The following is a 26,089-nucleotide window of genomic DNA, read 5'->3' on the forward strand; positions in this document are numbered from 1 at the left end:
TGGGGACAAGGCATTGGCACCCGGATGCTGGCTGAAGCAATACGTTTCTTCGAGCGCCAGGGTGTGGAACACATCATTTTAGACACCCAAGCAGATAACGAGCGCTCCCAGCGCCTTTACCGTTGGTTCGGCTTTACCCCCACAGGGCGGGCTCGCGACGTGTTGGTATTAGAGATCATGAGTGCTCGAAATGTTTCCGTGCGGGCACTCATCACTGATTTTGGTGGTGTACTGACACGGACAGAGAAACTTCGGGCCTTGATGGAGCACTATGAGAGAGAATTGGGTTTGGAGAAAGGCACGCTTCAGACCACCCTTTTTGCCGGAGAGGCATGGGAGGCATTTTCTACGGGGCGCATTTCCTATGAAGATTATTGGGCCAATGTTTGTGCCCGACTCGGATGGCCTATCCCGCCCGAGTTCGAATCATTGCGGGACAACCCCTTCGCCCTCGATGACCTCGACGAGCGCATGGTGGCACTTTTGCGCCAATTGCGCTCGAACTATAAGATCGCTTTACTCAGCAACGCCACGCCGGCTCTCGAAGGCCTGCTTGAACGATACGGAATCGCCAATTTGTTCGATGTGGTCATTAATTCCTCGCGGGTAGGGCTGCGCAAACCAGACCTCCGGATTTACGCCCTCACCGCCGAGCGCCTGGGCCTGCGCCCGGAAGAATGCCTCTTGATTGACGACAAGGAACGGAATACTTCAGCGGCACGCGAGATCGGGATGCACGCCATTACTTTCACTTCGTACGAAGACCTCACGCGTCACTTGGAAAAGATGTTGGGACGATCTGTAACAGCGTAGCGGTGGGATCTTGACAATCACGCTGCCCACGAGAGCATTTAGAGAGGTTCTTAATGTAAGATCTTACTCAGAAATATTTTCGTGCGTTCCTCCTTGGGGGAGGTGAACAATTCCTCAGGCGTGGTTTCCTCGATAATACGTCCTCCATCCATAAAGATCATCCGTTGTGCTGCTGCCCGCGCAAAGCCCATCTCATGAGAAACCACCACCATCGTCATTCCCTCGCGGGCCAGGTCCAGCATCACGTCCAACACTTCCTTGATCATCTCGGGGTCTAGAGCCGATGTGGGCTCATCGAAAAGCATGATTTTCGGATTCATAGCCAATGCCCGCGCGATAGCCACTCGCTGCTGCTGGCCGCCGGAGAGCTGGAGAGGATAAGCATTTGCTTTCTCTGGGATACCGACTTTGCGTAAGAGTTCATGGGCAATGGCCTCGGCTTCCTCTTTTGAGCGCTTACGCACCACACGTTGGGCCAGGGTGATGTTTTCCAGCGCCGTCAAGTGTGGGAACAGGTTGAACTGTTGGAAGACGATGCCAACCTCAGCGCGAACCCTGTTGATATTCTCTGCCTCGGTCAGGGGGATGCCATCCACGACGATAGTGCCTTTGTCCAATGCTTCCAGATGGTTGATGCAGCGCAACAGGGTAGTCTTCCCCGAGCCGCTGGGACCAATAATGACCACTACCTCGCCCCGGTAAACGTCCAGGCTGACATCAATCAGCGCTCTCACTCGCCCGAAGTTAAAACTTTTGTAGGCGTGTCGGATTTCGATCATCTTCTCCTTAGTGCTCATAGGACATTTTCCTCTCAATATATTGGGCGATGCGGGTAAAGAAGAGCGTCATCACCAAGTAGAGGAGTGCGATCATGAGCCAAGTCTCTAAGGGTAGAAAGAACTTGCCCATGAATTCTCTGCCCCGACGCACCATGTCGGCTACCGCCACCGTTGAGACTAACGATGAATCTTTGAGCAAGGAGATGAACTCGTTCCCCACGGGAGGCAATATCATGCGCACGGCCTGGGGCAGGATCACGTAGCGCATGGCCTGCAGATAGTTCATCCCCAGAGAGCGCGCTGCCTCCATCTGTGCCTTGGGAATGGACTCGATGCCGGCGCGGTAGATCTCCGACATATAAGCCCCGTAGCAGACGGTAAGTCCAAGTACGGCTGCTCCGAAAGGGTCCAGTTTGAATTGCACCATTTTCGTCCCCAGGCTCGTAATGAATTGTACCACGTTCGCTCCCAGGGTAGTAGAACGCGGGCCGAAAGCCAGGAGCCTCTGACCCACCTTGATCACAAAGGCGGGGAAGGCGTAGTAGATGAATATCAACTGGACGAGCAGTGGTATGCCGCGAATGATTTCCACGTACAGTGAGGCGAGACCCTTTATAATCGGGATGCGAGAAATACGGCCCAGCCCACCAATCATACCTACAAGAAGGATGAGAACAAATGAAATTAGGGTGAGTCGTATTGTGACTCCCATGCCATCACGGACGAACAACACGATGCGCAGATAGGGATCAGGCGACTTGCGGACCAAGTACACGATGGTTGCCGCCACACCGATTACCAACAGCCACCACCAGTCGAAGCCGCTGACGCGGCGCCGCGCCGCCATCATTCGAGAAAGAGGGATAGTTCTCTCGATTTCTGCGCTCATCATTCCTCCTGCCGAATCGGAATCCAGAGTATCTACAGTCGCAGCCTGGGATCCAGTGCATCCCGCAAGCCATCACCCAAGAGGTTGAAGCCCAACACCATGAGCATAATGGCCAGGCCGGGGAACAGCACGATGTGCGGGGCGGTAAATACCGACCATCGCCCCTGGCCAAGCATCGAGCCCCACTCGGGCATAGGCGGCTGGGCACCCAATCCTAAGAAACTAAGTCCTGCCGCATCCAGGATAGCGGTGGCGATCCCCAGCGTGGCTTGTACGATCAGAGGCGTCAAGGCGTTGGGAAATATCTCGTGGAAAAGGATCCTCGCCGGGGGGACACCTACGGAATAGGCAGCCAGCACATAGTCTTGGGCACGAACAGCCAACACACTGGCCCGGACGATCCGGGCGTAAACAGGTATGGAAACCAAAGCAATAGCATAGAGCATATTCATCAAGCCGGGCCCCAGAATGGAAACGATGGCGATCGCGAGGAGCAGGCTTGGGAAAGCCAGCATGATATCCATCAGGCGCATGAGAACATTGTCCAGCCACCCCCCAAGGTAGCCGGCCACTGCACCGATCAGCGCTCCAATAATAATGGCGAAGGAGACGGAGCCCACACCAACCTGTAGGGAAGCCCGTGCGCCGTAAATGATGCGGCTCAGAATATCTCGGCCGAGTTCATCCAGGCCCATGAGATGCCTTCGTGAAGGCGGTTGACGGCGCTCCAGCAAGTTCTGTTCGATTGGATCATGAGGTGCCAGTAACGGCGCGGCCACCGCTGCAATTATGAAAGTAGCCAAGATCACAATTCCTGTCACGGCCAACTTGTTACGCCATAGACGACGCCAGGCATCGCGCCACAGGCTTCCTCGAGCACCACGAAACAGAGTCCCTCTGGATTCACTCATCATTCCGCAGTCTCCACCTTCATTTCCAAAGAACTCATCCCTTATTTTCAACTGCTCAGTCAAATCGGATCCGCGGATCCAGATAAGCGTAAGAAACGTCCACAGCCAAGTTCACAAACACGAAAATGAGTACAATTGCCAATACGCTTCCCTGAACCGAGGGATAGTCGCGAGCCAAAACCCTATCCACGACCAGGCTGCCCATGCCTGGCCACGAGAAAACCGTCTCTGTCAATATCGCACCCGCGAGCAGCAACCCCGTTTCTAAGCCTATCACTGTGATGATGGGTAGAAAGGCGTTCTTGATGGCATGCCTCAAGAGCACGGTGCGCTCATGCAGTCCCTTGGCTCTCGCGGTACGAATGTAGTCTTGCCCCAGCACTTCCAGAAGACTCGACCGGGTCATGCGTGCGATGATGGACATCGGGATTGTGCCAAGAGCCAATGAGGGCAACACCAGGTGTTTTAGTGCATCTATTAGAGCCTCCTTATTACCTGTCAGGAGTGCACATAGGACATAGAACCGCGACAATAAGTCCGCCAGTGCAATGATCGGTGTCCCCCAAGAGCCGGAAAAAATTGTCCGCAGATTGTAGGCTTCGGTAATGCTCGGTAACGAAACGCCCACGGTCAGGCGCATCGAGGGTGGAAGGATTCCTAATTTGAAACCGAAGATGTATTGCAACATGAGACCCAGCCAGAACACCGGCATCGAAACACCAAATAGGGCGATGATCATCACCATCAGATCAACAAAAGAGTTGTGCCAATAGGCGGAGATAATACCTGCCGTGATCCCGACTGTACAGGCGACTAGCATCGCCCCGATGGTGAGTTCAATCGTGGCAGGGAGGCGTTGTGCCAATTCGACCGTAACCCATTCATTGGTTTTGATCGCCCGGCCTAGATCCATTCTCACGAGGCTCTGCAGATAACGAATGTACTGCACGTGAATGGGTTGGTCCAAACCCATCCTCGCCTTGTACCTGGCGACCTGCTCATCGGTGGCATGCTCACCGAGCATGACTCGAATGGGGTCGCCCGGGATTAGCCGCATCATGGCGAAAGTGATAATGGAAATGCCAAGCAGCACTGGGATGAGCAATAATAGGCGCTGTGCGATATAACGTATCATTTGATTACCCTATCCTGGTCTATACAAAATCCACGGTGCAGGCACGGAGGCCCGCACCGTGGAAGTACCGCCGTCTTACCTTCCAGAAGACTACTCGCCTTTGAAACCGCCGAAGAAGTACGTCCAGTAGTCAAACGTCCCGGTGTGGCCGACGTGCAAGGGATGATTCGCATCCCACATCCTCTCTAAGTTGAGGATCACGGCATCGGCATTGAAATCGGTGCCGTCATGGAACTTGACCCCCTTGCGCAGGTAGAAGGTATACTCCGTCAGGTCATCTGAGACGTCCCACCTCTCGGCCAGCGATGGGACGACCGCGGTACCACCGAGTTCGTAGTCCAACAGACCCTGGAAGATCTGTTTGCAGACGTAGAACGACTCGCCGTCGGTCTCATCTGAAGGGTCGAGGCCTACGGGGTCATCATTCTGGGCGATGATGAGTCGGTCGACACCGGGCTTGCTGACCGGGTAGTAGTCTTCCTGAGCCAGCGGGCTGGGAAGCAGGCCCTGGACTGCCTTCGACCAAGCCATCGGGCCACCAGCGTTGGCAATGGGCACAGCAGGTACATTCTCGTGAATGAACGCGTTGGCCTGATCGTACAGTCTCTGCCGCTCGGCCAGGTCGGTAGTGCTGCCTGCCTTCTGCAGTAGATCCAACAGCTCTGGGAAGTCCTTGGGGTCACCGAAACTGTTGTCTGCCCCCACCCCGAAGAACACATCCAGGAAGTTGGTTGGATCAGGGTAGTCGGCCATCCAGCCCAGCATAAACAGGTCGAATTCGCCCGCTGCGGCCTTGTCCAGGTAGGTGCCCCAGTCGTACTGCACGATCTTGGCCTTGATACCCACGGCAGCCAGATTGGCCTGAATCGCTTGTCCGATCTTGTCGGGCACGGGGAAGTACTTGCGAGAGACCGGCATCACAGCCAGCGTGGTCTCGAAGCCATCCGGGTACCCGGCCTCTGCCAACAGCGCCTTGGCTTTGGCTGGGTCATAGGGCCAGTCCTTCAGATCCTTGCTGTGACCAAACACAGCGGGTGGGATGAACTGGCTGGCCGGCTCGGCTGAGGCGTACAGCGCTTTGGTGATGCTGGCCTTGTCAATGGCATGGGCGATAGCCTGTCGCACCTTGACGTTGTCAAATGGTTTGTGGGCCCGGTTGATTCCGAGGTAGCCAACATTGAAGGCTGGGCGCACACCGACCTCGATGTTCGGGTCTTGCTGGGCAGCGGCCACATCATCAGGAGCAAGGTCCATCACAACGTCAATGGTGCCAGCCTGCAGTTCCAGCAGTCGGGCTGGCGGCTCTTTGATGGGCCGGAAGACGAGTGTCTTGGTCTTGGCCTTGGTGCCCCAGTAGCCATCCCAGGCCTCCAGAGTGACGTGGTCGCCGGGCACCCACTCCACAAACTTGTAGGGGCCGGTGCCAACTGGGTTCTTGAAGAGATCCCCGCCACCACCATATTTCTGGAGGTTAGCCGGGCTGCTGAAGTGGAAAGCACCGAAAGCGATCTTTTGCAAGAAAGCCACGTCTGGCCGGTTCAGAGTGATTTTGACTGTGTAGTCGTCAATTTTCTCGATGGACTTCACCAGACTGGCTGGCGGCGGAGCAGCCACTGCAATCCACTTCGCCTCCAATTGCTCGATTAGCCCCTCAGCCTTGACCTTGGCCAGGCCAGCATTGATGGCAGCCAGGATCTCAGGAGCGCCTTTCCTCACCGCGATACCATAGTATTCATCGGTAAAGGGCTTGCCGACGCTCTTGATCTCCGTTGGATGTTTGGCCACATAGCCTGAGATCAGCGGGTTATCGGCCACGACGGCATCCACCTGCTTGTTGATCAGATCCTGGATAGCCATGCCGATCTCGTCGTAGGGTTTGGCAATCGCGCCCGCGATCTTCTGAACGGCGAAGTAGCCTGTGGTATCGAGCTGTACACCCACTACTTTGCCTGCCAGGTCCTCGGGCTTGGTGATGGTGGTATCATCAATGCGTACGGCGATGAGTTGGCCAGCATTGTAGTAAGGCTCGGAGAAGTCCCACTGCGCGGCTCGCTCCGGGGTGATAGTCATAGCGGAGATGGCCGCATCGTAGGTACCTGCCGCCATGCCTGCCAGGAGTGAATCCCAGGGGACATTGATGAACTCGACCTCGAAGCCCGCCGCCGCAGCGATGGCCTTCATGAGATCGATGTCGAAGCCCTCGATCTCCTTAGTCTCCTCATTGAGGGATTCAAAGGGAGGCCAAGTAGCATCAGTGGCGACAGTGATCTTGCCAACTGCAGGGGCTGCAGGGGCGACGAACTTGTAGAAGACAGGCTTGCCACCCTCGATCTTGATGATCGCCGCCTTCTTCACCGGGTCGCCATTCTTATCGAAGGTGATCTCTCCAGACACACCCTCATACTTGATGGCGGCCATGGCATCCTTCACCTTCTCCGGATCATCCACCCCAGCATTGGCGATGGATTGCAGGAGAATGTTCGTCGCGTCGTAGGCCAGAGTGGCCAGCGCATCGGGCACCGCCCCGTACTTCGCCTGGTACGCAGACACAAAGTTCTGCACGATGGGGCGCGGGTCCGCCGGCGAGTAGTGGTTGGAGTGATACCCACCCTCAAACAGCGGGAAGTCCAACAGCGGCGAGTCCCATCCATCTCCGCCTAAGAGTTGGATCTTCAGCCCTTTGTCCTTGATCTGAGCAGCGATCAGGTTGTTCTTGGCATAGTAGTCGGGCAGGAACAACACGTCCGCCCCACTATCCGCCACCTTGGTCAGCAGCGCCGAGAAGTCCGTGTCATCCTTGGTGTACGCCTCGAACACCACCACGCTGCCACCCGCCTTCTCAAACGCAGACTTGAAGTACTCGGCCAACCCCTTCACATAGTCGTTGCCCACGTCATACAGCACCGCAGCCTTCGTCTTGCCCAACTCCCTGGCAAAGTTGGCCATCGCCTCACCCTGGAAGGGGTCCAAGAAGCAGGCCCGGAAAACGTACTCCTTGTCTGTCCCGTCCTCGTTGATTGTCACCAAGGGGTTGGTGGAGGTGCCGCTGATCTGCACTACCTTGTTGGCGTTAGCGATCTCCGAGATGGGAATGGAGGCACTGGAGCACACTGCGCCCACAATGTAGTGCACCTTGTCCTCGAAGATCACCTTGTTGGCCGCGTTGGTGGCCTCTTGGGCATCGCACTTGTCATCGGCCAAGATGGGCTCGATCGGGCGGCCCAGGACACCGCCTTTGGCGTTCCACTCCTCGATGGCCATGAGCGCACCGTCGCGGTTGGATGCCCCAAAGGTAGCCACGTCACCGCTCAGTGGGCCGATGATAGCGATCTTGATGGGCTCGACCGCTGGTGGTGGAGTGGTCGGTGTCGGCTGCACCACCGGCGGTTTAGTGGGCGTTGGGGCTGGAGTGGGTGTGGGGCGGCAGGCCGATAGTAAGAGTCCTGCAACCACCAGGACAGCCAAAATGTTCCGAATCTTAGGGTTCATTTCCTCTCCTCCTATGTTGTGTTTCTAAGCCTCTCGCACATTCGCGCTGCCATACTGGGGGCACCAACCCCGTAAAACGCGCATGCCGCAGACGGCAAGCGAGGTATTCTAGGTGTGGCAACACCTCCTCTCGCAAGGGTGCTACGGCGTTGTAGTTCCAAGACTAAATTTGGTTATAATTATACCCGAAGAGCCGCTCCTTGTCAATAGTCGTTTGTAGGAAAATCGCAAAATGTTAAGGTTTCTGAGGGAATGTTAAAACAGTTACCTACAAATGATGAAGGGATCTCGCATGAGCGAAAAAGTGCCCGCGCGGTGTTAAATCCGTGTCGCGTCTTCATCATCCTGGTGATCTCTTACGCCCTGGCGGCTCTGGCCCAGGCGCGGCTCGATATCTTGCCCAAGCACAACACAACGGGCGCTAATCTGGCCCTCGCTATTATGATCCTGGCCTCGGCTCTCTTCACAGCCATAAGCCGTCGTGTTACCCTGGAGCGCTGGCCGCTCTGGCAGACAGCGTCTGACCCCAGATGCGCTCGGCCCTTGCTCTTTGCGGGCGGGGTACTACTGGGGCTGATGTCGATCTTCGGCTTCACTGAACAGCGATTTCAGCCTGGGGCCACCCTGGCATGGTTGATGGGCATCGCCCTCTGTCTGTGGGCCCTATGGGATGGCGCATTACTGCAAGAGAGTTGCCGGAGTTGGGCGGCCCGACTGCAGGCATTTCTCAGGCCGCAAATCACAATCTCATGGGAAAAGATCGCCCTTGTCTCCATCTGCCTGTTAGGAGCCTGGTTCCGACTCTATCGTCTGGACCAAATACCTTGGGACATGGGCATTGATGTGCCGTCCAATTACTTCGACGTATTGCGTATTTACCGCGGCGAGTATTACATTTTCTTTTGGGAGAACTTAGGGCGCGAGGGACTATTCTTCTACCTGATCGCTATTGTGGGCAAACTCCTCGGCCTTTCTTATCTGAGCATCAAATATACCTCCGCCTTGGTGGGCATAGCCACAGTGCCGGCACTCTATTTTCTGGCGCGACGTCTGTTCGGCGTGGAGGTGGGGCTGGTCGCTGCGACGCTGTTGGCAGTGAACAAGTGGCATGTGATTTTGAGCCGTGTGGGTCTGCGAGTGGTCTTGATGCCTTTATTCGCCATTCTTCTCCTGTACTGTTTGGCACGGGCCCTATCCTCTCGCCGCTCTCTCGACTTCGGGCTGATGGGGTTGGTTTTTGGCCTGGGACTGTACACATACAAAGGCACCGTGTTCCTCTTCGCCGCAATGGTGGGCAGCATAACTCCTTTGGCGCTACTGCACGGGCGGGACTTGCTGAAGTCACTGACAAAGGGGATGGTGATCACAATAATCATTGCGGTGGTCGTTTTCGTGCCTATGCTGCGCTATGCCCACGACGCGACCGAGGCTTACACCGCCCGCGAGCGGCGGCAGGTAGAATATCTGACTTGGAATTTCCAACACGCAGACAAGCCCATTCCGCAGATCATTATCCACAACATTTGGAAGAGCCTGGCAATGTGGAATTTCTACGGCGAAGGGGTGGATCGCTACAACGTCAACCAGGAGCGCCATCTGGGCTTTATGAGCAGCGTCCTGTTTATCCTCGGCCTGGGTTACCTGGTTGCCCACTGGCGATCCGGCGTGAATGGAGCGATACTCCTATTTCTTTTCGTGCCGCTCGTGCCGATGTTATTGGCCATGGCCCCCTATGATGCGCCGAGCATGTTCCGTTCATCGGCAGCCATCGGACCCACCATGATCGGGGCCTCGCTACCACTGGTTGTGACATGGCGGTTGCTGAAAACATGGTTGGCCAGTGCAAACCGGCCGGAGGCGGAACTAACTCTAGGGATAGAGGAGAGAACGAGGCAGCAGCTAACACCATTGTTATCCCTAAGCCGTTATCTCTTGCCCGCTTTGACGATCGCAATCGCGCTGGTACTCGTTTACGAGGCCGGCGATACTCTCGCCTTCTATTTCGGCCGCTATGAAGATGCCCTGCCTTACGGACACAACTATTCCTACGCCCGGGCAATTGCCAAGACAATGCTGGATTTCAAAGAAGGTCCCTTTTATTTAGTGGATTGGCCACACTGGCCCAACGTCAATGCGCTGAAAATTCACCTGGCGGAAGGCGGACTCTCGCCGGAATGGGATGACGTCATCCGTTACTGGGACCCAAACATCCCGCCGCTCTCGAACCTGCGTGGCAAGTTCCTGCTCATCTTTCATCCGGAGGATATCGAGCGCATGAATCAGATGCGAGGGCTTTGTAAGCGTTGGTACACAGTCTCGCATTGGGATTACGAAGGCAGGCTGGCGTTTGTGGCGTTTTATGGGGAGAGATGAGGTCAACGGGATACGGAATCCCTTCCCTTTGCCCTGTGTCATGACTCTTGAGATATCTATGCCAGCAACGGCTCCAGTGCGTATCGCTTCCCTACCTCTGCCCTCAACACGCGTTCTGCCAGGTCCTCGAAAGCGTCTGGGTGCTCGGTGTGGATGGGCACAATGACGCGGGGCTTGACCGAACGCAGAAACTCGCACAGTTCAGGGCCACCGATGTGTCCGGAAGCGTGATTCTGGAAAGGTGCGCTATCCCATTGGGTGTTCACGTTGAAGTGCCGCAGCCAGGCTTTCAACCGGGCCTCATCCAGACGCATCTCGTCGCTGAAAGGCTCACAAGCGGCACGGATGTAACAACTGTCGGCAGGTGGGCGTATATCCAGCAATTCATTTAATTCCCAGAAACTAAGCATCAGTAAATAGCGGTCAGGCGTCTGGCGTATGTGGTAGGCGCGGACACCCTCGCGCCAGTGCGACAGGCCAGGGAAATGCTCATCCTGCGCCTGATCTTTATCCCAGTCTGTGAGATAGCCGGCCTTGTACTTAGTGAAGGTGTAATCACTACGGGTGTAGAGCAATGATCCCATGCGGGGCAAATAGATGCGAATGGAATCCTCCTCCGCAGGATTGGGATAGTGTGCTGGGTCATATTCCCACAGCAGGCGCAACAGGTAGGCCAATTTGGCAGAGATGACGAAAGTGCGTCCCGCCTCACGAGCCACGCGCCAAAGGGTGAGAAAGCGGGTGGTGTCTTTCCAGCCGAAATCCACCATCAGTAGGCCCGTGGTTTTGCGGGCCAGGTCAAGCCCATTTTCATAGACGAATTCCTCACTGTCGGCGCGATCGTTGTTTATTCTTGTGCCCTCGGTGATAATGATCTCTGGCTGCAAAGCGGCGACTTTTTCACGAAAACGGGCTGTGGCCTCGGCGAAGATACCGTGGAAACGGAAATCGCCAGTATAGAGAATCCGCGTTCCCTCGGAGGTGGTGATGAGAAAAGCCATCGCCCCGGGGACGGAATGATCCACGGGGATGCCCTGTACGGTGAGATTGCCGATGCATCGCTCTTCGTAATCACCAATGACTTGGAAGTTACGTTCGAGTGGGTCGCCCTTTTCAATTTTCCAGTCGCCGGGAAAAATGCTCCGCTCACGGGCTTGATTGAGATGCCTCCTTCGTACGCTGCAGAATTCGTATTCTAACGAGCCGCCAGAGAGGTCGCTGACGGCGCTCATAATAAGCCGCGTGATTGGTGAGCAGACAATGGGGGTGCGGTGGTCGAGATAGGCCAGATGCTGGAAATGATCAGCGTGGGCATGAGAAACAAGCACCGCATCCACAAAAGGACGGCCGTGGCGGTCAAGGTAAGCATCATAACTACCTAAGTCGCATCTCCATAAGTCACGCGGTGCATCGGGTATCGCGCTCAAGGCCAATTCGATCTCTGGCAACTCGATCAGGTCTTGGCGATAGATCCCCTCCACAGGGGGCAGGATACCCAGTGCCAGCAGGTCACGTACACCGGCATTGCTCCGGGGCTGCAGGAACTCCTCGAAGAAACAACCCATCTGGGCGAAGGACATGCCGAAGTCCAGCCAGATGCGTGTATCGCCATCCTCAAGCAGGACCTTGTTGCCGCCGATCTCGCCGACTCCGCCGTAGAATGTGAATGCGGACATATTTCGCCTCCTATGACGTCAAGCCTATTGTAACACAAGAGAAATCCTCGTGCCAAGCGATTTGACAAAATAAGAAATATGTGGTATAATTACTTAGGTCAGTGAATAAAGTAAGGAGTTGCCTTGGCCAGAGTACACCGGGGGAACCGAGACCTGATGAGGGAGATGAATCGCAGCCTAGTCCTCAACCTCATCAAGAGCCAGGGGCCTGTCTCACGCACTACGATCGCAGATCTCTCTGAATTGAGCCTGGCTACTGTCTCTAGCATCGTCGCGGATCTCATCGAAAGCGGACTGGTGGAGGAAGTGGGTGTTGGTGAATCAACCGGGGGCCGCAAGCCCGTGTTGCTGGTGCTCAACCCACGAGCTGGCTTCGTTGTCGGCCTCAAACTGATGGAACATGCCATCACCAGTGCCGTCACGGACTTAGACGCGACGGTTCTACATCATCGTATCACCCCCCTGCGAGGTCGGCATGAGCCCACTGCTGTCATCCCAATCATCATCCGCGCTATAGAACAAACTCTCCAGAATTCACAAGTAGAACGGACACGCGTCTTGGGTATTGGTATTGGAATGCCTGGTGTGGTGAATGGTGAAACGGGGGTTTGTCGCTACTCGCCCTTCTTCCAGTGGCGTGATGTCAATATCGCCGAACCTATTGAGGCACACTTCGGGTTACCTGTCTATTTGGATAACGACGTCAACACCCTCACCATCGCCGAGCAGTGGTTCGGCTACGGTCATGGTGTGGATCACTTCGTAGTAGTGACGGTGGGGCGTGGCATCGGTGCCGGCATTGTAGTCAACGGGCAATTCTACCGCGGTGCCATCGGTGGCGCCGGCGAATTAGGACACATCGCGGTTACCGAGGATGGTCCGCTTTGCGCCTGTGGCAAGCGTGGCTGCCTGGAAGCGGTGGCCGCCGATCCTGCCGTGCTGCGGTTGGTTCGCGAGGCCATTGCCGCCGGTCGAAGGACAACCCTCCCCGCAGGACCAGAACTGGATATCGAAATGGTCAGTCGAGCAGCGGCAGCAGGAGACGACTTAGCGCGCGAGGTGCTCGCCCAAACGGGGCGAGCCTTTGGAAGAGGTATTGCGAGTCTCATCAATATCCTCAACCCACACTTGGTAATCGTTGGGGGAGAGGGAGTACGCGCAGGGCCATGGCGATTGGAGCCTATGACCCAGGCGATCCGCGAGCACGCCTTCAATGGGTTGGCTGATGAATTGCAGATCGTCATCGAACCGGCCGGCGATGAGACCTGGGCGCGCGGCGCAGCGGCCGTGGTACTGGGGGAGATTTTCAAGTCGCCGATCCACCGAACCGAATCGCTGAGTTTAGTCGGCGCTAAAACTTAGCGGCATTTCCTTTTGTATCCTTACTTTCTTCGGACACTGAACGAAATAAGTTGTGGGGAGGTGATGCCAATCGAGTCAGATCAAGATCAGAGTTTGGCAACTTTTGGAACGCGGCATAGACTTTAAGGAGGAAGGAGAAATGAATTCCCGCAAACGCTTAGTGCTATCGGCCGTCAGCGCTCTGATCACCCTGTCCTTAGTGATCACAGCCTGCGGCCCGACGCCCACACCGGAGATCATTAAGCAAACCGTGGAAGTGCCAGTGGTGGTGACGGCCACGCCGGTGCCCAAAGGGCCTGTGACTATTACTTTCTGGCACGCTTACAACCCCTTGGAGACGGAGACCCTTGACACAAAGGTGATCCCGGCCTTCGAGAAAGCCCATCCTGACATCAAGGTCCAGGCTCAGCCAGTGCCTTACGACGAATTCCACAGGAAACTATTGACTGCCCTGGCCGGAGGTACCGCGCCCGATCTCATCCGCTCTGACATCATCTGGGTTCCAGAATTCGCGGAGTTGGGCGCCCTCGTGGCCCTGGATGAATTGATGCCCGATTTCAACACCTTTAAGGACAAGGTTTTCCCAGGCCCACTCTCGACCAACTTCTGGAAGGGCCACTACTATGGTCTGCCCTTGGACACAAACTGTCGGGTGCTGCTCTGGAATAAGGCAGTGTTCCAGGCTGCCGGGATCAGTGGGCCCCCAAAGACATTTGATGAATTCCTCACTGCCTGTGAAAAAATCAAAGCGCTGGGGAAGGACAAATACGGCTTTGCCGATGGGGGAACCTACGCCTGGGCAGTGAACCCCTGGATCTGGAGCAGTGGAGGGGATATTACAGATCCCCAAATCACCAAGGCGACAGGATACCTCAACGGGCCCGGAACTGTGGCGGCATACGAGTTTCTCTTGAACCTGGTCAAGAAGGAATACATCCATCCGGGTATCCTGGGTGGTGGAGTGGACACTTGGGGAGGTTTCGCCAAAGGTGAGATCGCCATGGTCTTAGAAGGGCCTTGGTTCCCGCCACTCTTTGATCAGCAGTTCCCCGATGTGGAGTACGGCTTCGCCCTCATGCCAGCCGGCCCTGGGGGTGCTATCTCTGTGGTAGGTGGAGAAGACATCGTTATGTTCCAGCAGAGCAAAAACAAAGAAGCAGCGGCCGAGTTCATCCGCTTTATGCTCTCGCCGGAAACCCAACTTACCATGGCAGAGGCTGGCCAGATGCCGGTCTTGAGCGAGTTGTTGGCTACAGAATACATGCAAAAACACCCATTTTACGGCGTATTCCTGGAGCAACTCAAGACAGCCAAAGCGCGTACACCACACCCAGCTTGGCCCAAGATGGAAGATATCCTGACCCAGACCGGCCAGGCTATCCTGCGGGGAGAGAAGCCCGCACAGGCAGCCCTGGATGAGGCTGCAGCGAAAATTGATGCCTTGCTAAGTAGCCAGTGAATCACGGTGAGGGGATCGAGGAAGTATTCTCCTCGATCCCCTTACTTACAACCGCTCGCGCTCGAGGAATCATGAAAAATCCGCGCCACAGAAGAGAGATCGGCACAGCATACCTCTTCATGCTCCCGGGTCTATCGTTTTTCGCTATCTTTATGGTCTACCCATTAGTCAAGGCCCTCCAGATGAGCCTGTACCAATGGAGCATCATGCCCGGCCAGCCAAGCCCGTTTGTGGGTCTGAGTAATTACACCCGAGCATTTCAGGATCCCATCTTCTGGGTAGCGCTACGCAACACCGTCCTTTACACTGCGGTGACAGTCCCTGGACAAATGATCCTGGCTATGGTGGTAGCCTTGCTACTAAACCATATCACAGTGGGACGGGTCTTTTTCCGGACCATCTATTATCTGCCAGTCCTTACTTCATGGGTGATCGTCTCCCTCCTTTTCACATACCTCTTCCAAAGCCCGGGGGGCTTAATCAACTACTTGTTGACTGACGTCCTGCACTTAATAGCCGAACCCATTGCCTGGTTGCGCAATCCTGCGACCGCCATGGTGCCCATCTTGAGTTTAGGCATTTGGAAGGGAATCGGATGGTCCATGGTCACTTTCTTGGCCGCGCTACAAACGATCCCCGGTGAACTGTATGAGGCGGCAGCGATAGATGGAGCCAGCCGCTGGCAACGGTTCTGGTGCCTTACCCTGCCTTTAATGCGTCCCACTCTCGTTTTCGTGCTGGTAATGCTAGTGATTGGGGGTTTTAACGTTTTCACCTCCGTGTACCTCATCACAGGCGGGGGACCCATGAAGCAGACCGAGGTGGTTCTGAGCTATATGTACCATCAGGCTTTCGATTTCCTGGAGTTCGGCTACGGCGCAGCCCTCTCTTATATACTGGCTGCCATTATCCTAGTACTCAGCTTTCTGCAGATACGCTTCTTGCGCCGACCGGTGGAATTATACTGAAGGGGAGTGACGATTGTGAGAAAAGAGGGCGGTCTTTTTGAAAATACACTGGTCTATTTCCTGCTGGTCATAGGCGGAGTAGTCATGATCTTTCCTTTCCTCTGGATGGTCTCCACCGCTCTAAAAGGCCACATCTACGTTATTGAGACTCCACCTAGTCTATTGCCCAAGGAACCAACGATAGCGAACTTTGTGGAGGCCTGGACGTCCAACAACTTCCGCCTCTATTTTACCAATAGCCTCATAGTGGCTATCTCTACCACCGTGCTCTCTGTACTTTTCTCGGCCATGCTGGCCTATGCCTTTGCTCGCTTCGTCTTCCCTGGCAAAGAGGCTCTTTTTTACGCTTTCCTCTTCACCATGATGATTCCCGGCCTTGTGTTGATTATCCCTCAGTTTTTCTTGGCCAAGGCCTTGGGACTGCGCAACAGTTTGTGGGGGCTGGTTTTCGTATATGTAGCTACTACCATTCCGCTCAACACTTTTCTGCTGCGAGGTTTCTTTGAACAGTTGCCCCGGGAGTTGGAGGAGGCAGTGCTGATTGACGGTGGGGGATATTTCACCATTTTCTTCCGGGTCGTGGTGCCTCTTTCCGCGCCCGCTTTAGCGACCGTGGCCATTTTCACCTTTCTGGCCTCTTGGGATGAGTTCATCTGGGCGCTCACGGCTATTGACGAAATGTCCAAGAGGACCTTGCCTGTCGCTATCGCCGTTTTTCAGGGAGCCCACGCCACTCAATGGGGGTTGGTATTCGCCGCCTCTTTGATCGCGGCCATGCCAGTCATCGTAGTCTTCGTCAGCCTGCAACGCTATTTCATAGGCGGTCTGACTAGTGGGGCTTTCAAAGGGTAATCTCTCTAAAGAAGCAAGATATCTATGATGGATCTCTTCCAGTATAGCATCCACATCATCCTGACTAATCAGGCCCCCACCGGAGCCTACATCGCTTCTCCCAATTTCCCCACCTATCACTACTCCTGGTTCCGCGACGGTGCTTTCATCGCCTATGCCATGGACCTGGTGGACGAACACGAGAGCGCCCGGCGCTTCCACGACTGGGCGGCCCACACCATCCTGCGCCATGCACACAAAGCCCGGCGGGCCATCGAGAAGGTCCGCTCTGGACAACCTCTGGGTGAGGATAACCTGCACACTCGCTACACCCTCGAAGGACACGAGGCACAGGGCGATTGGCCCAATTTCCAACTCGATGGCCTCGGCACCTGGCTGTGGGCTTTAGGGCAGCACATCCAGTTAACCGACAGCCCATTGCCGACGAACTGGAAGACAGCCGTTAGTCTGGTGACCCATTACCTGACGACGTTGTGGTCCCAACCCTGCTACGATCTATGGGAAGAGCACCCCAATTACCTGCACCCCTACACTCTGGCCGCCATTTACGCCGGCTTGAGGGCAGCCAATGCGTTATTGCCTGAGATGGGTGCTCAGACCTCGGCAGCCCCCGAAGAAATACGCCGCTTCGTTTTGACCCAGGGCATAAAGGATGGCCACTTGGTCAAATCCATTGCCCTACAGCCAGAAGCAGAGGGCGATTGCTTGTCAGAAGTCGTAGATGCCAGTCTCTTGGGCATTGCCGTTCCCTACGGCTTACTGGCCCCGGGCGACCCGATCATGCAGGCCACTGTAACCCGGATCGAGAGCGACTTACGCCGGGATGGCGGAGGTGTACACCGTTATCCAGGGGACACCTACTATGGCGGCGGCGAGTGGGTGCTTCTAAGTGCCTGGCTGGGCTGGTACTATGCCGTGGTGGGCAATATTGAACACGCCCGCTCGCTTCAGACCTGGGTGGAGGAGCAAGCAAACCTCAATGGCGAACTACCAGAACAGGTGCCAGTATCGCTGAACGACCCAGCCCAATACCATCCTTGGGTGCAGCGGTGGGGACCTATCGCCCAACCACTGCTGTGGTCTCACGCCAATTATTTGATCCTTCGTTCTGTGCTGGAGCGAACTCCAGGCCGCTCGCGCTGATTTGGATTCGCTAAATGACCGCCGTGTTCCACCAATCTAAGAGTTTCCGAATGGGCCTTTCGGTCCTTGTAACGGTAGCGGCCAGTTTTTGCGTCGCGTGCGGCCCAGGATCGCCCACCGTCATTCCTACATCACCCACCAAAGTACTTTGGCCTAAGGAGGAGAAGGTGCAGATCATCGATCTCTATCCCGACCGGGCCACCTATCGGCCTGGTCAGAATGCCCAAATCCGGGTGCAATTGCGAAATGCAGGCCCGACGGACTTTTCTGGCCTCGTGATCGCCCGTTTAGTTTCGCTGGATCAGGTAATAGGTGAGCATCAGGTTCATGCCCATCTGCTCGCTGACACGACCCAAGTGTTGAGTGTGCCATTGGCGCTGCCAGCGGAGGACTTCCGGGGCTACGGGGTGGACGTGTGCGTGCAAGATGCGAACCAGCGGACAATCGCCGAGGCCAGCACGGCTCTCGATGTGCTGAGCAGTTGGGTTCTGGCGCCCCGCTATGGTTTCTTCGCCGATTTCGCGCCGGGCGAATTAGACTCGGCGGAACGGGCAGCCGAGTTATCCAAATACCATATCAATGTAGTCCAGTTCTACGATTGGATGTATCGCCATTATCAGCTTTTGCCCCCACCAGGCCAGGAAGTGTTCGTGGATGCTTTAGGGCGGCGACTCAGCATGGATACGGTGCGGGCCAAGATCGAAGCGGCTCACGAACACAATATGGCTGCCCTGGCATACGGCGCTATCTATGGGGCCGAGCCCGAATACTTTGCCCAGCACCCCGAGCAGGCCCTCTACAAATCGAGCGGTGAGCCCGAAAGTATTGAGCGCCTGTTCTACATCATGGATATCCGACGCGGTTCTCCCTGGCACAGACGCATCTTGGAAGAATTTCGCCTTGTGGTAACCGAACTCCCCTTCGACGGCATCCACCTCGACCAGTATGGGTTTCCGAAGGTAGCCCACGTGGGTGGGCCGCATGGGCCGCAGGTTTTTCTGGACGATCTCTTTCCACCCTTCATCGAAGACGCCGCAGCGGTCGTTGCTGCTGCTCGTCCTGGCGCAAAGGTGATTTTCAACAACGTGAACGACTGGCCGACTGAGAAGACCGCAACGACCAACCAGGCTGCAGTTTACATCGAGGTGTGGCCGCCCCACGACACATACTCTGACCTGCGCCATCTAATCCTTAAGGCGAAAGCATCTGCTTTTTCGGAGAAGCAGGTCATTCTGGCCGCTTACATCACGCCTCTTTGTATGGCTCGCGAAAATCCCGACATCCTACCACAGGCAGAGCAGGCTGCCCGATTGGCGTCCGCGGCCGTTTTCGCCTCTGGTGGGTTCCACCTTCTACCGGGCGAGCGAAACGGCGCCTTGTGCGATCCCTATTATCCGAAGTATAATACGTTGCGGCCCGAATTCGTGCCGATCATGCGGAGTCTCTACGATTTCGCCGTGCGGTACGAGAATTACCTTTTCGACCCCAGGCTAGTGGATACATCGGATCAGGTGGAAACATACCGAGTGGAAGGGCGCCGTTTCGGCCCCAATGCCCTGAAAGATTCGGTGTGGACCATCCGCCGCGAGCGCCCGGGGTTGGTCACCTTAAGTCTAATCAACCTGATTGGCCAGCCTCACAATTATTGGGACCTACCCCATCCACCGCCTGTGGCCCTGACAAACTTGGCAGTAACTATGACTACAGCCCAGCCTGTTCAGACCATGTACCTGGCCTCGCCAGACAGAGCAGGCGGGCGAGCGGAGCGGCTTGATTTTATAATCACTGAGTGGAATGGCAGACAGGCCGTGCGTTTCACCGTACCTGAGTTAGAAGCCTGGGACTTGCTCATCTTGCTTCTGGCACCTTGAGCAAGGTGATGGAGTAGCAGGTTGGAATCTTAGCGAGGAGGATTAGGCACTATGCATAATGCGCAACGCAATGTTGATTCTATCTGGTGGCGTGATGGCGTCATCTATCAGATCTACCCTCGTAGTTTCGCCGATGCCAATGGGGACGGGATTGGAGATCTGCGAGGTATTATCCACCATCTCGACTACTTAAATGATGGCACACCAAACTCACTGGGTATAGACGCCATCTGGCTTTCGCCTATCTACCCCTCACCAATGCATGACTTCGGGTACGACGTGAGCAACTACCACGACGTGGACCCGGTCTTTGGCACCTTGGCCGACTTCGATGAATTACTTGCTCAGGCCCACCAGCGGGGCATCCGCATCATCATGGATTTGGTGGTCAATCATACTTCCCACGAACACCCCTGGTTTGTGGAATCTCGTTCCAGCCGCGATAGCCCTAAGCGTGACTGGTATATCTGGCGTGATGCAGTGAACGGTCGCCCACCTAACAACTGGCAGGCGGCCTTCGGTGGCCCCGCCTGGACGTGGGACGAGGCAACAGGACAGTATTACCTGCATAGTTTTTTGCCCCAGCAACCGGACCTGAATTGGCGTAATCCTCAAGTGAAAGAGGCTGTGTTCCAGGAAATCCGCTTCTGGCTCGATCGAGGTGTGGATGGCTTCCGGTTGGACGTGGCCAATCGACTGGTGAAAGACGAACAATTGCGCGATAACCCCTTTCGCCTGGGTTTGCGGGCTTACGACCGGCAGTACCACATTCGCGAGGAAAATCAACCGGGTACCCACGAGGTGTGGAAAGCCTTCCGCAAATTACTGGATGAGTATCCGCAACGGATGAGTGTGGGCGAGGTGTACCACGATGACCCAGCCGTTACCGCTTCCTATTATGGAGATGGCACAGACGAACTGCACTTAGTTTTCAACTTTCTGTTTGCACGTTGCCCTTGGAGCGCACGCCGTTTTCACAAGGTGATTGAAGATTGGGAGCGCGCTGTGCCACCTGCCGGCTGGCCAACGTATGTGCTGAGTAACCACGACATGCCGCGCCATTACAGCCGTTATGCCGCCGGTGCCGATAGCGACGCCCGGGCAAAGGTGGCAGCAGCGATGCTCATCACTCTGCGGGGGACGCCTTTCCTGTACTACGGTGAGGAGATCGGGATGCGTGAGGTACACATCCCGCGCGACGAGATCCTGGATCCACCAGGCAAGCGCTATTGGCCGTTCTATCGGGGTCGCGATGGCTGCCGGACACCGATGCAATGGGACGACAGCCCTAATGCCGGCTTCAGCACAAGCAAGCCTTGGCTACGCGTTGGGCCGGATTACAGGCAAGTGAACGTTGCGGTGGAAAGTGCCGATCCGGATTCCGTCTTGAACTTCTATCGGCGGCTGATCTGGCTGCGCAAGTCGTCCCCTGCTCTGCAGCGTGGAAACTATCGGGCACTCATCGAGCGACCAACAGATGTGCTGGCCTATCTACGGGAGGGGGAAGACCAGGTGATACTCGTGTGCCTGAATTTCTCGCCACGCCCGAGGGTGGTGGATCTGAGCGGGATGGATCTGCCAGTGGGGGCGTGGCGGGTCGTCCTATCCAGCGAGCGGGCGGCGGAAGGAAGCATGTACCGAGGGAAGGTGGGTTTGTCCAGGTACGAAGTCTGTGTGATGGAAGGAGAGTGAGATGCCCCCAGCGGAATTCGAATCCGCGTCGCAGCCTTGAAAGGGCTGTGTCCTAGTCCACTAGACGATGGGGGCTCACTGGAAATTATAGAAGACGTTCTCTATCCGGTCAAGTTCCACCGTGACGCACTGGTCCCCAGTATTGTGGCGGCCAGTAGCATAGCACCGCCTTCCCAACCACGTAACTCATCGGCAGTGGCCCCCAGTTGTGCGAATCACTCGAATTGGCACGGTTGTCGCCCAGGACGTACAATTGGTCTTGGGCGACTATTATTGGCGGGGCGCTATAAGTGCTCTCCGCCGGCCCGTAGGGCTCGATCAGTGGCTGATCATTGATAAATACCTGGCCCATGCGGATCTCTACCTTCTCGCCAGGCAATCCCACTACACGCTTGATGAAATCCCGCGAGGGATCATTAGGGTAGCGAAAAACGATCACGTCACCACGAGCAGGCTTGCCAAATCGGTAGGCCAGGCGGTTCACCACCAGGTATTGGCCGTCATGGAAATTGGGCTCCATACTGTGGCCCTCGATGCGGAAGTTTTGCACTACGTTGCGAATCAGCAGGAAGAGTATGAGGGCCAGGGCAACAGTCTCGACCACATCCCAGATCAAACGCAATACGCCACCTCCTGGGCGTGACGGTGTCGTTGGCCGCGCGGAGTCCGGAGATGGCATTTCATTTTTCTCGTCGTGCAAGGTAACGCTCCTTGACATTCGATTGGGCTTAGTATTATAGTGTGATTGGCGGCAGAATGCAACGCAAGCCGAACATGCGGCGGGGACGATGCTTTGAGTCAGAGAGAGCGGGTTCCAGTCTCAGATAACGTCAAGATCTCTTGTTCTCGATTTAGCATCGGAGGCGGTTGGAGATGCGTTGTGGGGTTCTCCATCGCTCTCACTCTCCTTCTCTGCCCCGCCTGTTCTTACCACACTCAAGTAGACGTGGCGCAGGGACGTCTAGACTCTGCAGCGCCCTCGCTGGGCGATGGACATGTAATCGGTCAGACCTTCACGGCTCGTCGCCCGAATCTCAGCGCTATCCAGGTGCGTCTCGTTGTCTATGGCGGGGAGGAGGTCGAAGGACCGATTACAGTACACCTGCGCGCATCTCCTGGCGACTCCACCGATCTCGCTACCGCCAGCCTCGATCTGACTACCTACAAACACAATGTTCTTCTGCGCTTCGATTTCCCTCCTCAACGCAACTCCGCAGGCCAGCGATATTACTTTGCCTTGGAAAGCGCCGCTCCTGTGAGTGTCTGGTATAACTCGTGGGACGCCTATGGCGGCGGGCAACTCCATCTGGATGGCCAGCCGAGGGATGGCGACCTGGAGTTCACTACGTATTATCGTGATGACCTTGCCATTATGGCACATGATCTTTGGCAGATGAGCGCAACGTGGTTGACAGGTCTGATGGCAGTGATGCTCGTGCTCCTGGTGCCGGGTTACTTATTGCTCGAATGCCTGCCCTCTCCGCCAGATGACGACCCTCTGGTGAACCTAGCCCTGGCCGTGGGATTAAGCCTAGCGGTGTTACCAGTGGGATTGCAGTGGCTATCGGTCATTGGCTGTCACTTATCGGCCCTCTTTGCGCGCCTTCTATTTTTTGTCCTCACGCTCTTCCTCCTCCTTCGCTGGGCTAGGCGAGGGTTTGCTGACTTGCGAGCCTGGCTAGCCTTAAGGAATCGCCGCTACAGTCTGGCCGTGGGCGCGGTGCTTGGTCTCACCCTTGTGGTGCGACTGCTCCAAGTGCGCGGGTTAGTCTTGCCCCCGTGGGTGGATTCAGTACATCACAGTCTGATCGCTCAACTGATAGTCTCTGAGGGGCAAGTGCCGTCCTCTTACGAACCATTCCTGCCCATTGCCCGTTTCTATTACCACTTCGGCTTCCACACCCAAATAGCATTCACCGCTTGGCTCTCAGGATTGGACGTACCCACCACTATCCTAATATTCGGTCAGGTACTCAACGCCGCCAATGCACTGGCTGTATACCTCTTCGCAACGCGACTCACCGGACGGCGGCTGGCAGGTTTGGTGGCGGCGTTGGTAGTAGGGTTGGTGTCCTGGATGCCCGCGTATTATGTTACCTGGGGGCGCTATACACAATTGGCTGGGATGGCTCTTGTGCCGGCGGCACTGGCGCAAACGATAGACGCGACCGAGATGGGAGGAGAACGGCGGGTAGTCCTGGCAGCCGTAGGCTTGGCAGGTCTCTTCCTCACTCACGCGCGAGTGGCAATTTTCGCAGCGATCTTTCTGGGAGTCTATTGGGTGGATAGTTTCCTGCGGACGCGTCGCTTGGCCGTGGGAAGGGTGTTGGCCATATCGATAGGGGCGGCACTGCTGAGCCTGCCGTGGCTGGTCCGACTAGCAGAAACGTTCGTTATCGCACTCAGGGCATCACCGCAGAGCCTGCAAGGTGACGCGATCTACAATCGCATTCCCTGGGAACTGGTGTGGATCGGGCCTAATCGCGAATTGATGTTCTTGGCTGCTCTGGGGTTGTTGGCTGCACTGGTTCGGCGGCAGCATGGGGTGGTAGAGCTCACTGTAACCACGGGATTGGTAGCACTGGCCGTCAACCCAATGGCCTTGGGCCTGCCACCAACAAACCTGGTGAATAACCTCTCGGCGGTCATTGCCCTCTACCTGCCAGTTTCGGTGGGGGTCGGATGGTTGGCCGTGGTAGGCTACGACATAGTGGGACGTTCGTTGGGCCGCAGACTGGCGCAGTGGATGTTGGCACTCTTGTTAGCCATCGCAGGGGTCACGGGTGGGTGGCGGCTGATCCCTATTGTGAATCCCGTGACCATACTGGCTACAGCCGACGACCTGGCAGCCATGGCATGGATTCGCGAGCATACCCCGCCGGAGGCCGTCTTCCTTGTCAATACTTGGCACTGGCAATTAAATATCTACGTTGGCTCAGATGCAGGGTATTGGATACCCATTCTCACCGGACGGCGCAACACTATGCCACCGGCGATTTACCCAGCAGGCGATGCTGGCTATGTAACGAAGGTAAACGCGCTTGCAGAGGCAGTATCGAGGGCTGATCGGCTCAGTGAGGCGGAGTTCCGCCAATTGGTGCGGGATGCAGGGGCTACACACGTTTATGTGGGTTCGCGCGGTGGGGCGCTATCACCGGCCTGGCTAATCCAATATACTTGGCTGCGACCAATCTATCAGAATGGTGCAGTCTGGATATTCGAGGTCATAAGTGACAGGGCGTCATTCGAACTATCGCCCCAGACAGGGGCTACGTGTTTGCGTCCCGTCTCAGACGCGCGAAGCGGCGCTTGCCGACTTGCAGGATCATACCGTCGTGGATAGAGAAAGTTGCCTCGATGTTCTCCACTTTCTCGCCATTTACGCGCACACCGCCTTGCGCGATGGCTCGCCGCGCTTCGCTCCTGCTGCCCACTAATTGGGCCTCTATCAGCAGATCTACGATATTGAACGGCCCCTGCCCAGCGATGTGATGCTCCGGCATCTCACTGGGCAGTTCCCTATGTTGGAAGACGCGCACAAACTCCATTTCGGCCCTTGTCGCTGCCGCAGGGCCATAGAACATAGCCACGATCTCCCGTGCCAGGCGCATTTTCAAATCCCGCGGGTTCACGCTGCCTGCCGCCAAGGCATGTTCCATCTCCTTGATCTCCGGCATCGGCACGTCGGTCGCCATGACGAAATAGGGGATGAGGTACTCGTCGCTGAGCGACATCACTTTGCCATACATTTGGTCAGGCGGGTCATCTAAGTCAATGCTGTTGCCAAAAGATTTGCTCATCTTGCGTCCATCGGTGCCGGGCAAGAGATCCACCAAATACACGTCCTGGGGTGGCTGGCCTAGCATGGCTTGGAGTTCGCGGCCAGTCAGGATATTGAACTTTTGGTCAGTACCGCCAAACTCCACGTCGGCGCGGATGGCGACAGAATCATAGGCCTGTAAGATGGGATACATGATCTCCATGATAGTGAGCGGATTACCCTCTTCCCAGCGTTTGCGGAACGTTTCGTGTTGCATCATTTGGCCCAACGTGAAACGGCTGGTTAAATTGAACACGTCAGACAAGGTGAATTTGCCAAACCACTCGCTCTGCCAACGCACTTCAGTGCGAGATCGGTCCACCACGCGGAAGAACTGCTCCATATAGGTAGCAGCGTTTTGCTTCACTTGCTCCGCGCTGAGCATAGTGCGGCTTTCATCACGGCCGCTGGGGTCGCCGATCTGTGCTGTCCAATCGCCGACGATGAGCACCACCTGGTGCCCCAATTCCTGAAAGCGGCGCAATTTGCGCAGGCCGACCGCATGACCGATGTGCAGCGTCGGCTTGCTGGGATCAAAGCCCTGTTTCAGCCGTAACTGGCGGCCAGAGTTCAGTCGCTCGATTAATTCCTCTTTTACAATGATCTCTGCGACGGCTCTCTCCAGCAATTCCTCGCGTAGTTTGTCGTCCAGCATTGCATCTCACCTTGTATAGAAGATATTCTTGCAATGGCCTATAACACGCACACCCTGTTGTGAACGAATGCGACACATGCACCAAAAGGTCGGTACCAGCTGACGCGGGCAATTTTAACAAAGGGTGTGCTCCTCTGGCAACACGGCTGTAGCAACAACTTCACCAGGGGAAGCACCACCTCGGGCCAATTTAGCCTATATA

The 26,089-nt window shown here is 56.0% G+C and carries 18 protein-coding genes and 1 tRNA gene; 10 read left to right on the plus strand and 9 right to left on the minus strand.

Features of this window, described 5'->3' with window-relative positions; translation table 11 throughout:
* A partial coding sequence (locus H5T64_05915; protein ID MBC7263883.1) for an HAD-IA family hydrolase occupies positions 1 to 813 on the plus strand: 813 nt, incomplete at its 5' end.
* Between the two features lie 50 nt (positions 814 to 863).
* Here H5T64_05915 and H5T64_05920 read toward each other — a convergent pair.
* The 5 genes from H5T64_05920 to H5T64_05940 all read right to left on the minus strand — a co-directional run bounded on the left by H5T64_05920 (position 864) and on the right by H5T64_05940 (position 8,016).
* A complete protein-coding gene (locus H5T64_05920) occupies positions 864 to 1,592 on the minus strand; it encodes an amino acid ABC transporter ATP-binding protein (GenBank protein MBC7263884.1) in 729 nt (242 codons plus the stop codon).
* A gap of 7 nt (positions 1,593 to 1,599) precedes the next feature.
* Positions 1,600 to 2,481, minus strand: coding sequence for an amino acid ABC transporter permease (locus tag H5T64_05925; protein MBC7263885.1), 882 nt, complete (start codon positions 2,479 to 2,481; stop codon positions 1,600 to 1,602).
* Between the two features lie 32 nt (positions 2,482 to 2,513).
* Positions 2,514 to 3,392: an ABC transporter permease gene (locus tag H5T64_05930; protein MBC7263886.1), complete on the minus strand. Its 879-nt coding sequence runs from the start codon at positions 3,390 to 3,392 to the stop codon at positions 2,514 to 2,516.
* 55 nt (positions 3,393 to 3,447) lie between these two features.
* Entirely contained in the window at positions 3,448 to 4,527 is a 1,080-nt protein-coding gene (locus H5T64_05935) for an ABC transporter permease (GenBank protein MBC7263887.1), read from the minus strand.
* A gap of 90 nt (positions 4,528 to 4,617) precedes the next feature.
* Positions 4,618 to 8,016 carry an ABC transporter substrate-binding protein gene (locus tag H5T64_05940; protein ID MBC7263888.1) on the minus strand — a complete coding sequence of 1,133 codons (3,399 nt, stop codon included), beginning with the start codon at positions 8,014 to 8,016 and terminating at the stop codon, positions 4,618 to 4,620.
* Between the two features lie 252 nt (positions 8,017 to 8,268).
* Between H5T64_05940 and H5T64_05945 the strand changes: the two genes are divergently transcribed.
* Positions 8,269 to 10,389, plus strand: coding sequence for a glycosyltransferase family 39 protein (locus tag H5T64_05945; protein ID MBC7263889.1), 2,121 nt, complete (start codon positions 8,269 to 8,271; stop codon positions 10,387 to 10,389).
* A 56-nt stretch (positions 10,390 to 10,445) separates the two neighbouring features.
* Here H5T64_05945 and H5T64_05950 read toward each other — a convergent pair whose 3' ends face one another.
* Positions 10,446 to 12,065: a hypothetical protein gene (locus H5T64_05950; GenBank protein MBC7263890.1), complete on the minus strand. Its 1,620-nt coding sequence runs from the start codon at positions 12,063 to 12,065 to the stop codon at positions 10,446 to 10,448.
* A 165-nt stretch (positions 12,066 to 12,230) separates the two neighbouring features.
* Here H5T64_05950 and H5T64_05955 point away from each other — a divergent pair, with 165 nt between their 5' ends.
* The 7 genes from H5T64_05955 to H5T64_05985 all read left to right on the plus strand — a co-directional run bounded on the left by H5T64_05955 (position 12,231) and on the right by H5T64_05985 (position 21,412).
* Positions 12,231 to 13,427: an ROK family transcriptional regulator gene (locus H5T64_05955; GenBank protein ID MBC7263891.1), complete on the plus strand. Its 1,197-nt coding sequence runs from the start codon at positions 12,231 to 12,233 to the stop codon at positions 13,425 to 13,427.
* A gap of 139 nt (positions 13,428 to 13,566) precedes the next feature.
* Positions 13,567 to 14,886 carry an extracellular solute-binding protein gene (locus H5T64_05960; protein ID MBC7263892.1) on the plus strand — a complete coding sequence of 440 codons (1,320 nt, stop codon included), beginning with the start codon at positions 13,567 to 13,569 and terminating at the stop codon, positions 14,884 to 14,886.
* Positions 14,887 to 14,957: 71 nt separating this feature from the next.
* Entirely contained in the window at positions 14,958 to 15,854 is an 897-nt protein-coding gene (locus tag H5T64_05965) for a sugar ABC transporter permease (GenBank protein MBC7263893.1), read from the plus strand.
* A 12-nt stretch (positions 15,855 to 15,866) separates the two neighbouring features.
* Entirely contained in the window at positions 15,867 to 16,706 is an 840-nt protein-coding gene (locus tag H5T64_05970) for a carbohydrate ABC transporter permease (GenBank protein MBC7263894.1), read from the plus strand.
* Positions 16,707 to 16,730: 24 nt separating this feature from the next.
* Positions 16,731 to 17,849: a glycoside hydrolase family 15 protein gene (locus H5T64_05975; protein MBC7263895.1), complete on the plus strand. Its 1,119-nt coding sequence runs from the start codon at positions 16,731 to 16,733 to the stop codon at positions 17,847 to 17,849.
* Positions 17,850 to 18,016: 167 nt separating this feature from the next.
* On the plus strand, positions 18,017 to 19,720 hold the full coding sequence (locus H5T64_05980; protein ID MBC7263896.1) for a hypothetical protein: 1,704 nt from the start codon (positions 18,017 to 18,019) through the stop codon (positions 19,718 to 19,720).
* Between the two features lie 51 nt (positions 19,721 to 19,771).
* Positions 19,772 to 21,412: a DUF3459 domain-containing protein gene (locus tag H5T64_05985; protein ID MBC7263897.1), complete on the plus strand. Its 1,641-nt coding sequence runs from the start codon at positions 19,772 to 19,774 to the stop codon at positions 21,410 to 21,412.
* Between the two features lie 2 nt (positions 21,413 to 21,414).
* Here H5T64_05985 and H5T64_05990 read toward each other — a convergent pair.
* Together H5T64_05990 and lepB are read right to left on the minus strand one after the other, a co-directional pair.
* Positions 21,415 to 21,487: transfer RNA gene (locus tag H5T64_05990), tRNA-Glu, on the minus strand.
* 34 nt (positions 21,488 to 21,521) lie between these two features.
* Entirely contained in the window at positions 21,522 to 22,034 is a 513-nt protein-coding gene (gene lepB / locus H5T64_05995; protein ID MBC7263898.1) for a signal peptidase I, read from the minus strand.
* 258 nt (positions 22,035 to 22,292) lie between these two features.
* On the opposite strand from lepB, the gene H5T64_06000 reads away from it, so the two are divergent.
* The gene (locus tag H5T64_06000; GenBank protein ID MBC7263899.1) at positions 22,293 to 24,755 is read left to right on the plus strand and encodes a hypothetical protein; all 2,463 of its coding nucleotides are present in this window, start codon (positions 22,293 to 22,295) and stop codon (positions 24,753 to 24,755) included.
* Here H5T64_06000 and H5T64_06005 read toward each other — a convergent pair.
* Positions 24,682 to 25,887, minus strand: a complete 1,206-nt coding sequence (locus H5T64_06005) for a tyrosine--tRNA ligase (GenBank protein MBC7263900.1) — start codon at positions 25,885 to 25,887, stop codon at positions 24,682 to 24,684. The genes H5T64_06000 and H5T64_06005 overlap by 74 nt on opposite strands.
* Between the last annotated feature and the right edge of the window lie 202 nt (positions 25,888 to 26,089).

Source organism: Chloroflexota bacterium (assembly GCA_014360825.1).
GTDB lineage: Bacteria > Chloroflexota > Anaerolineae > UBA2200 > JACIWT01 > JACIWT01.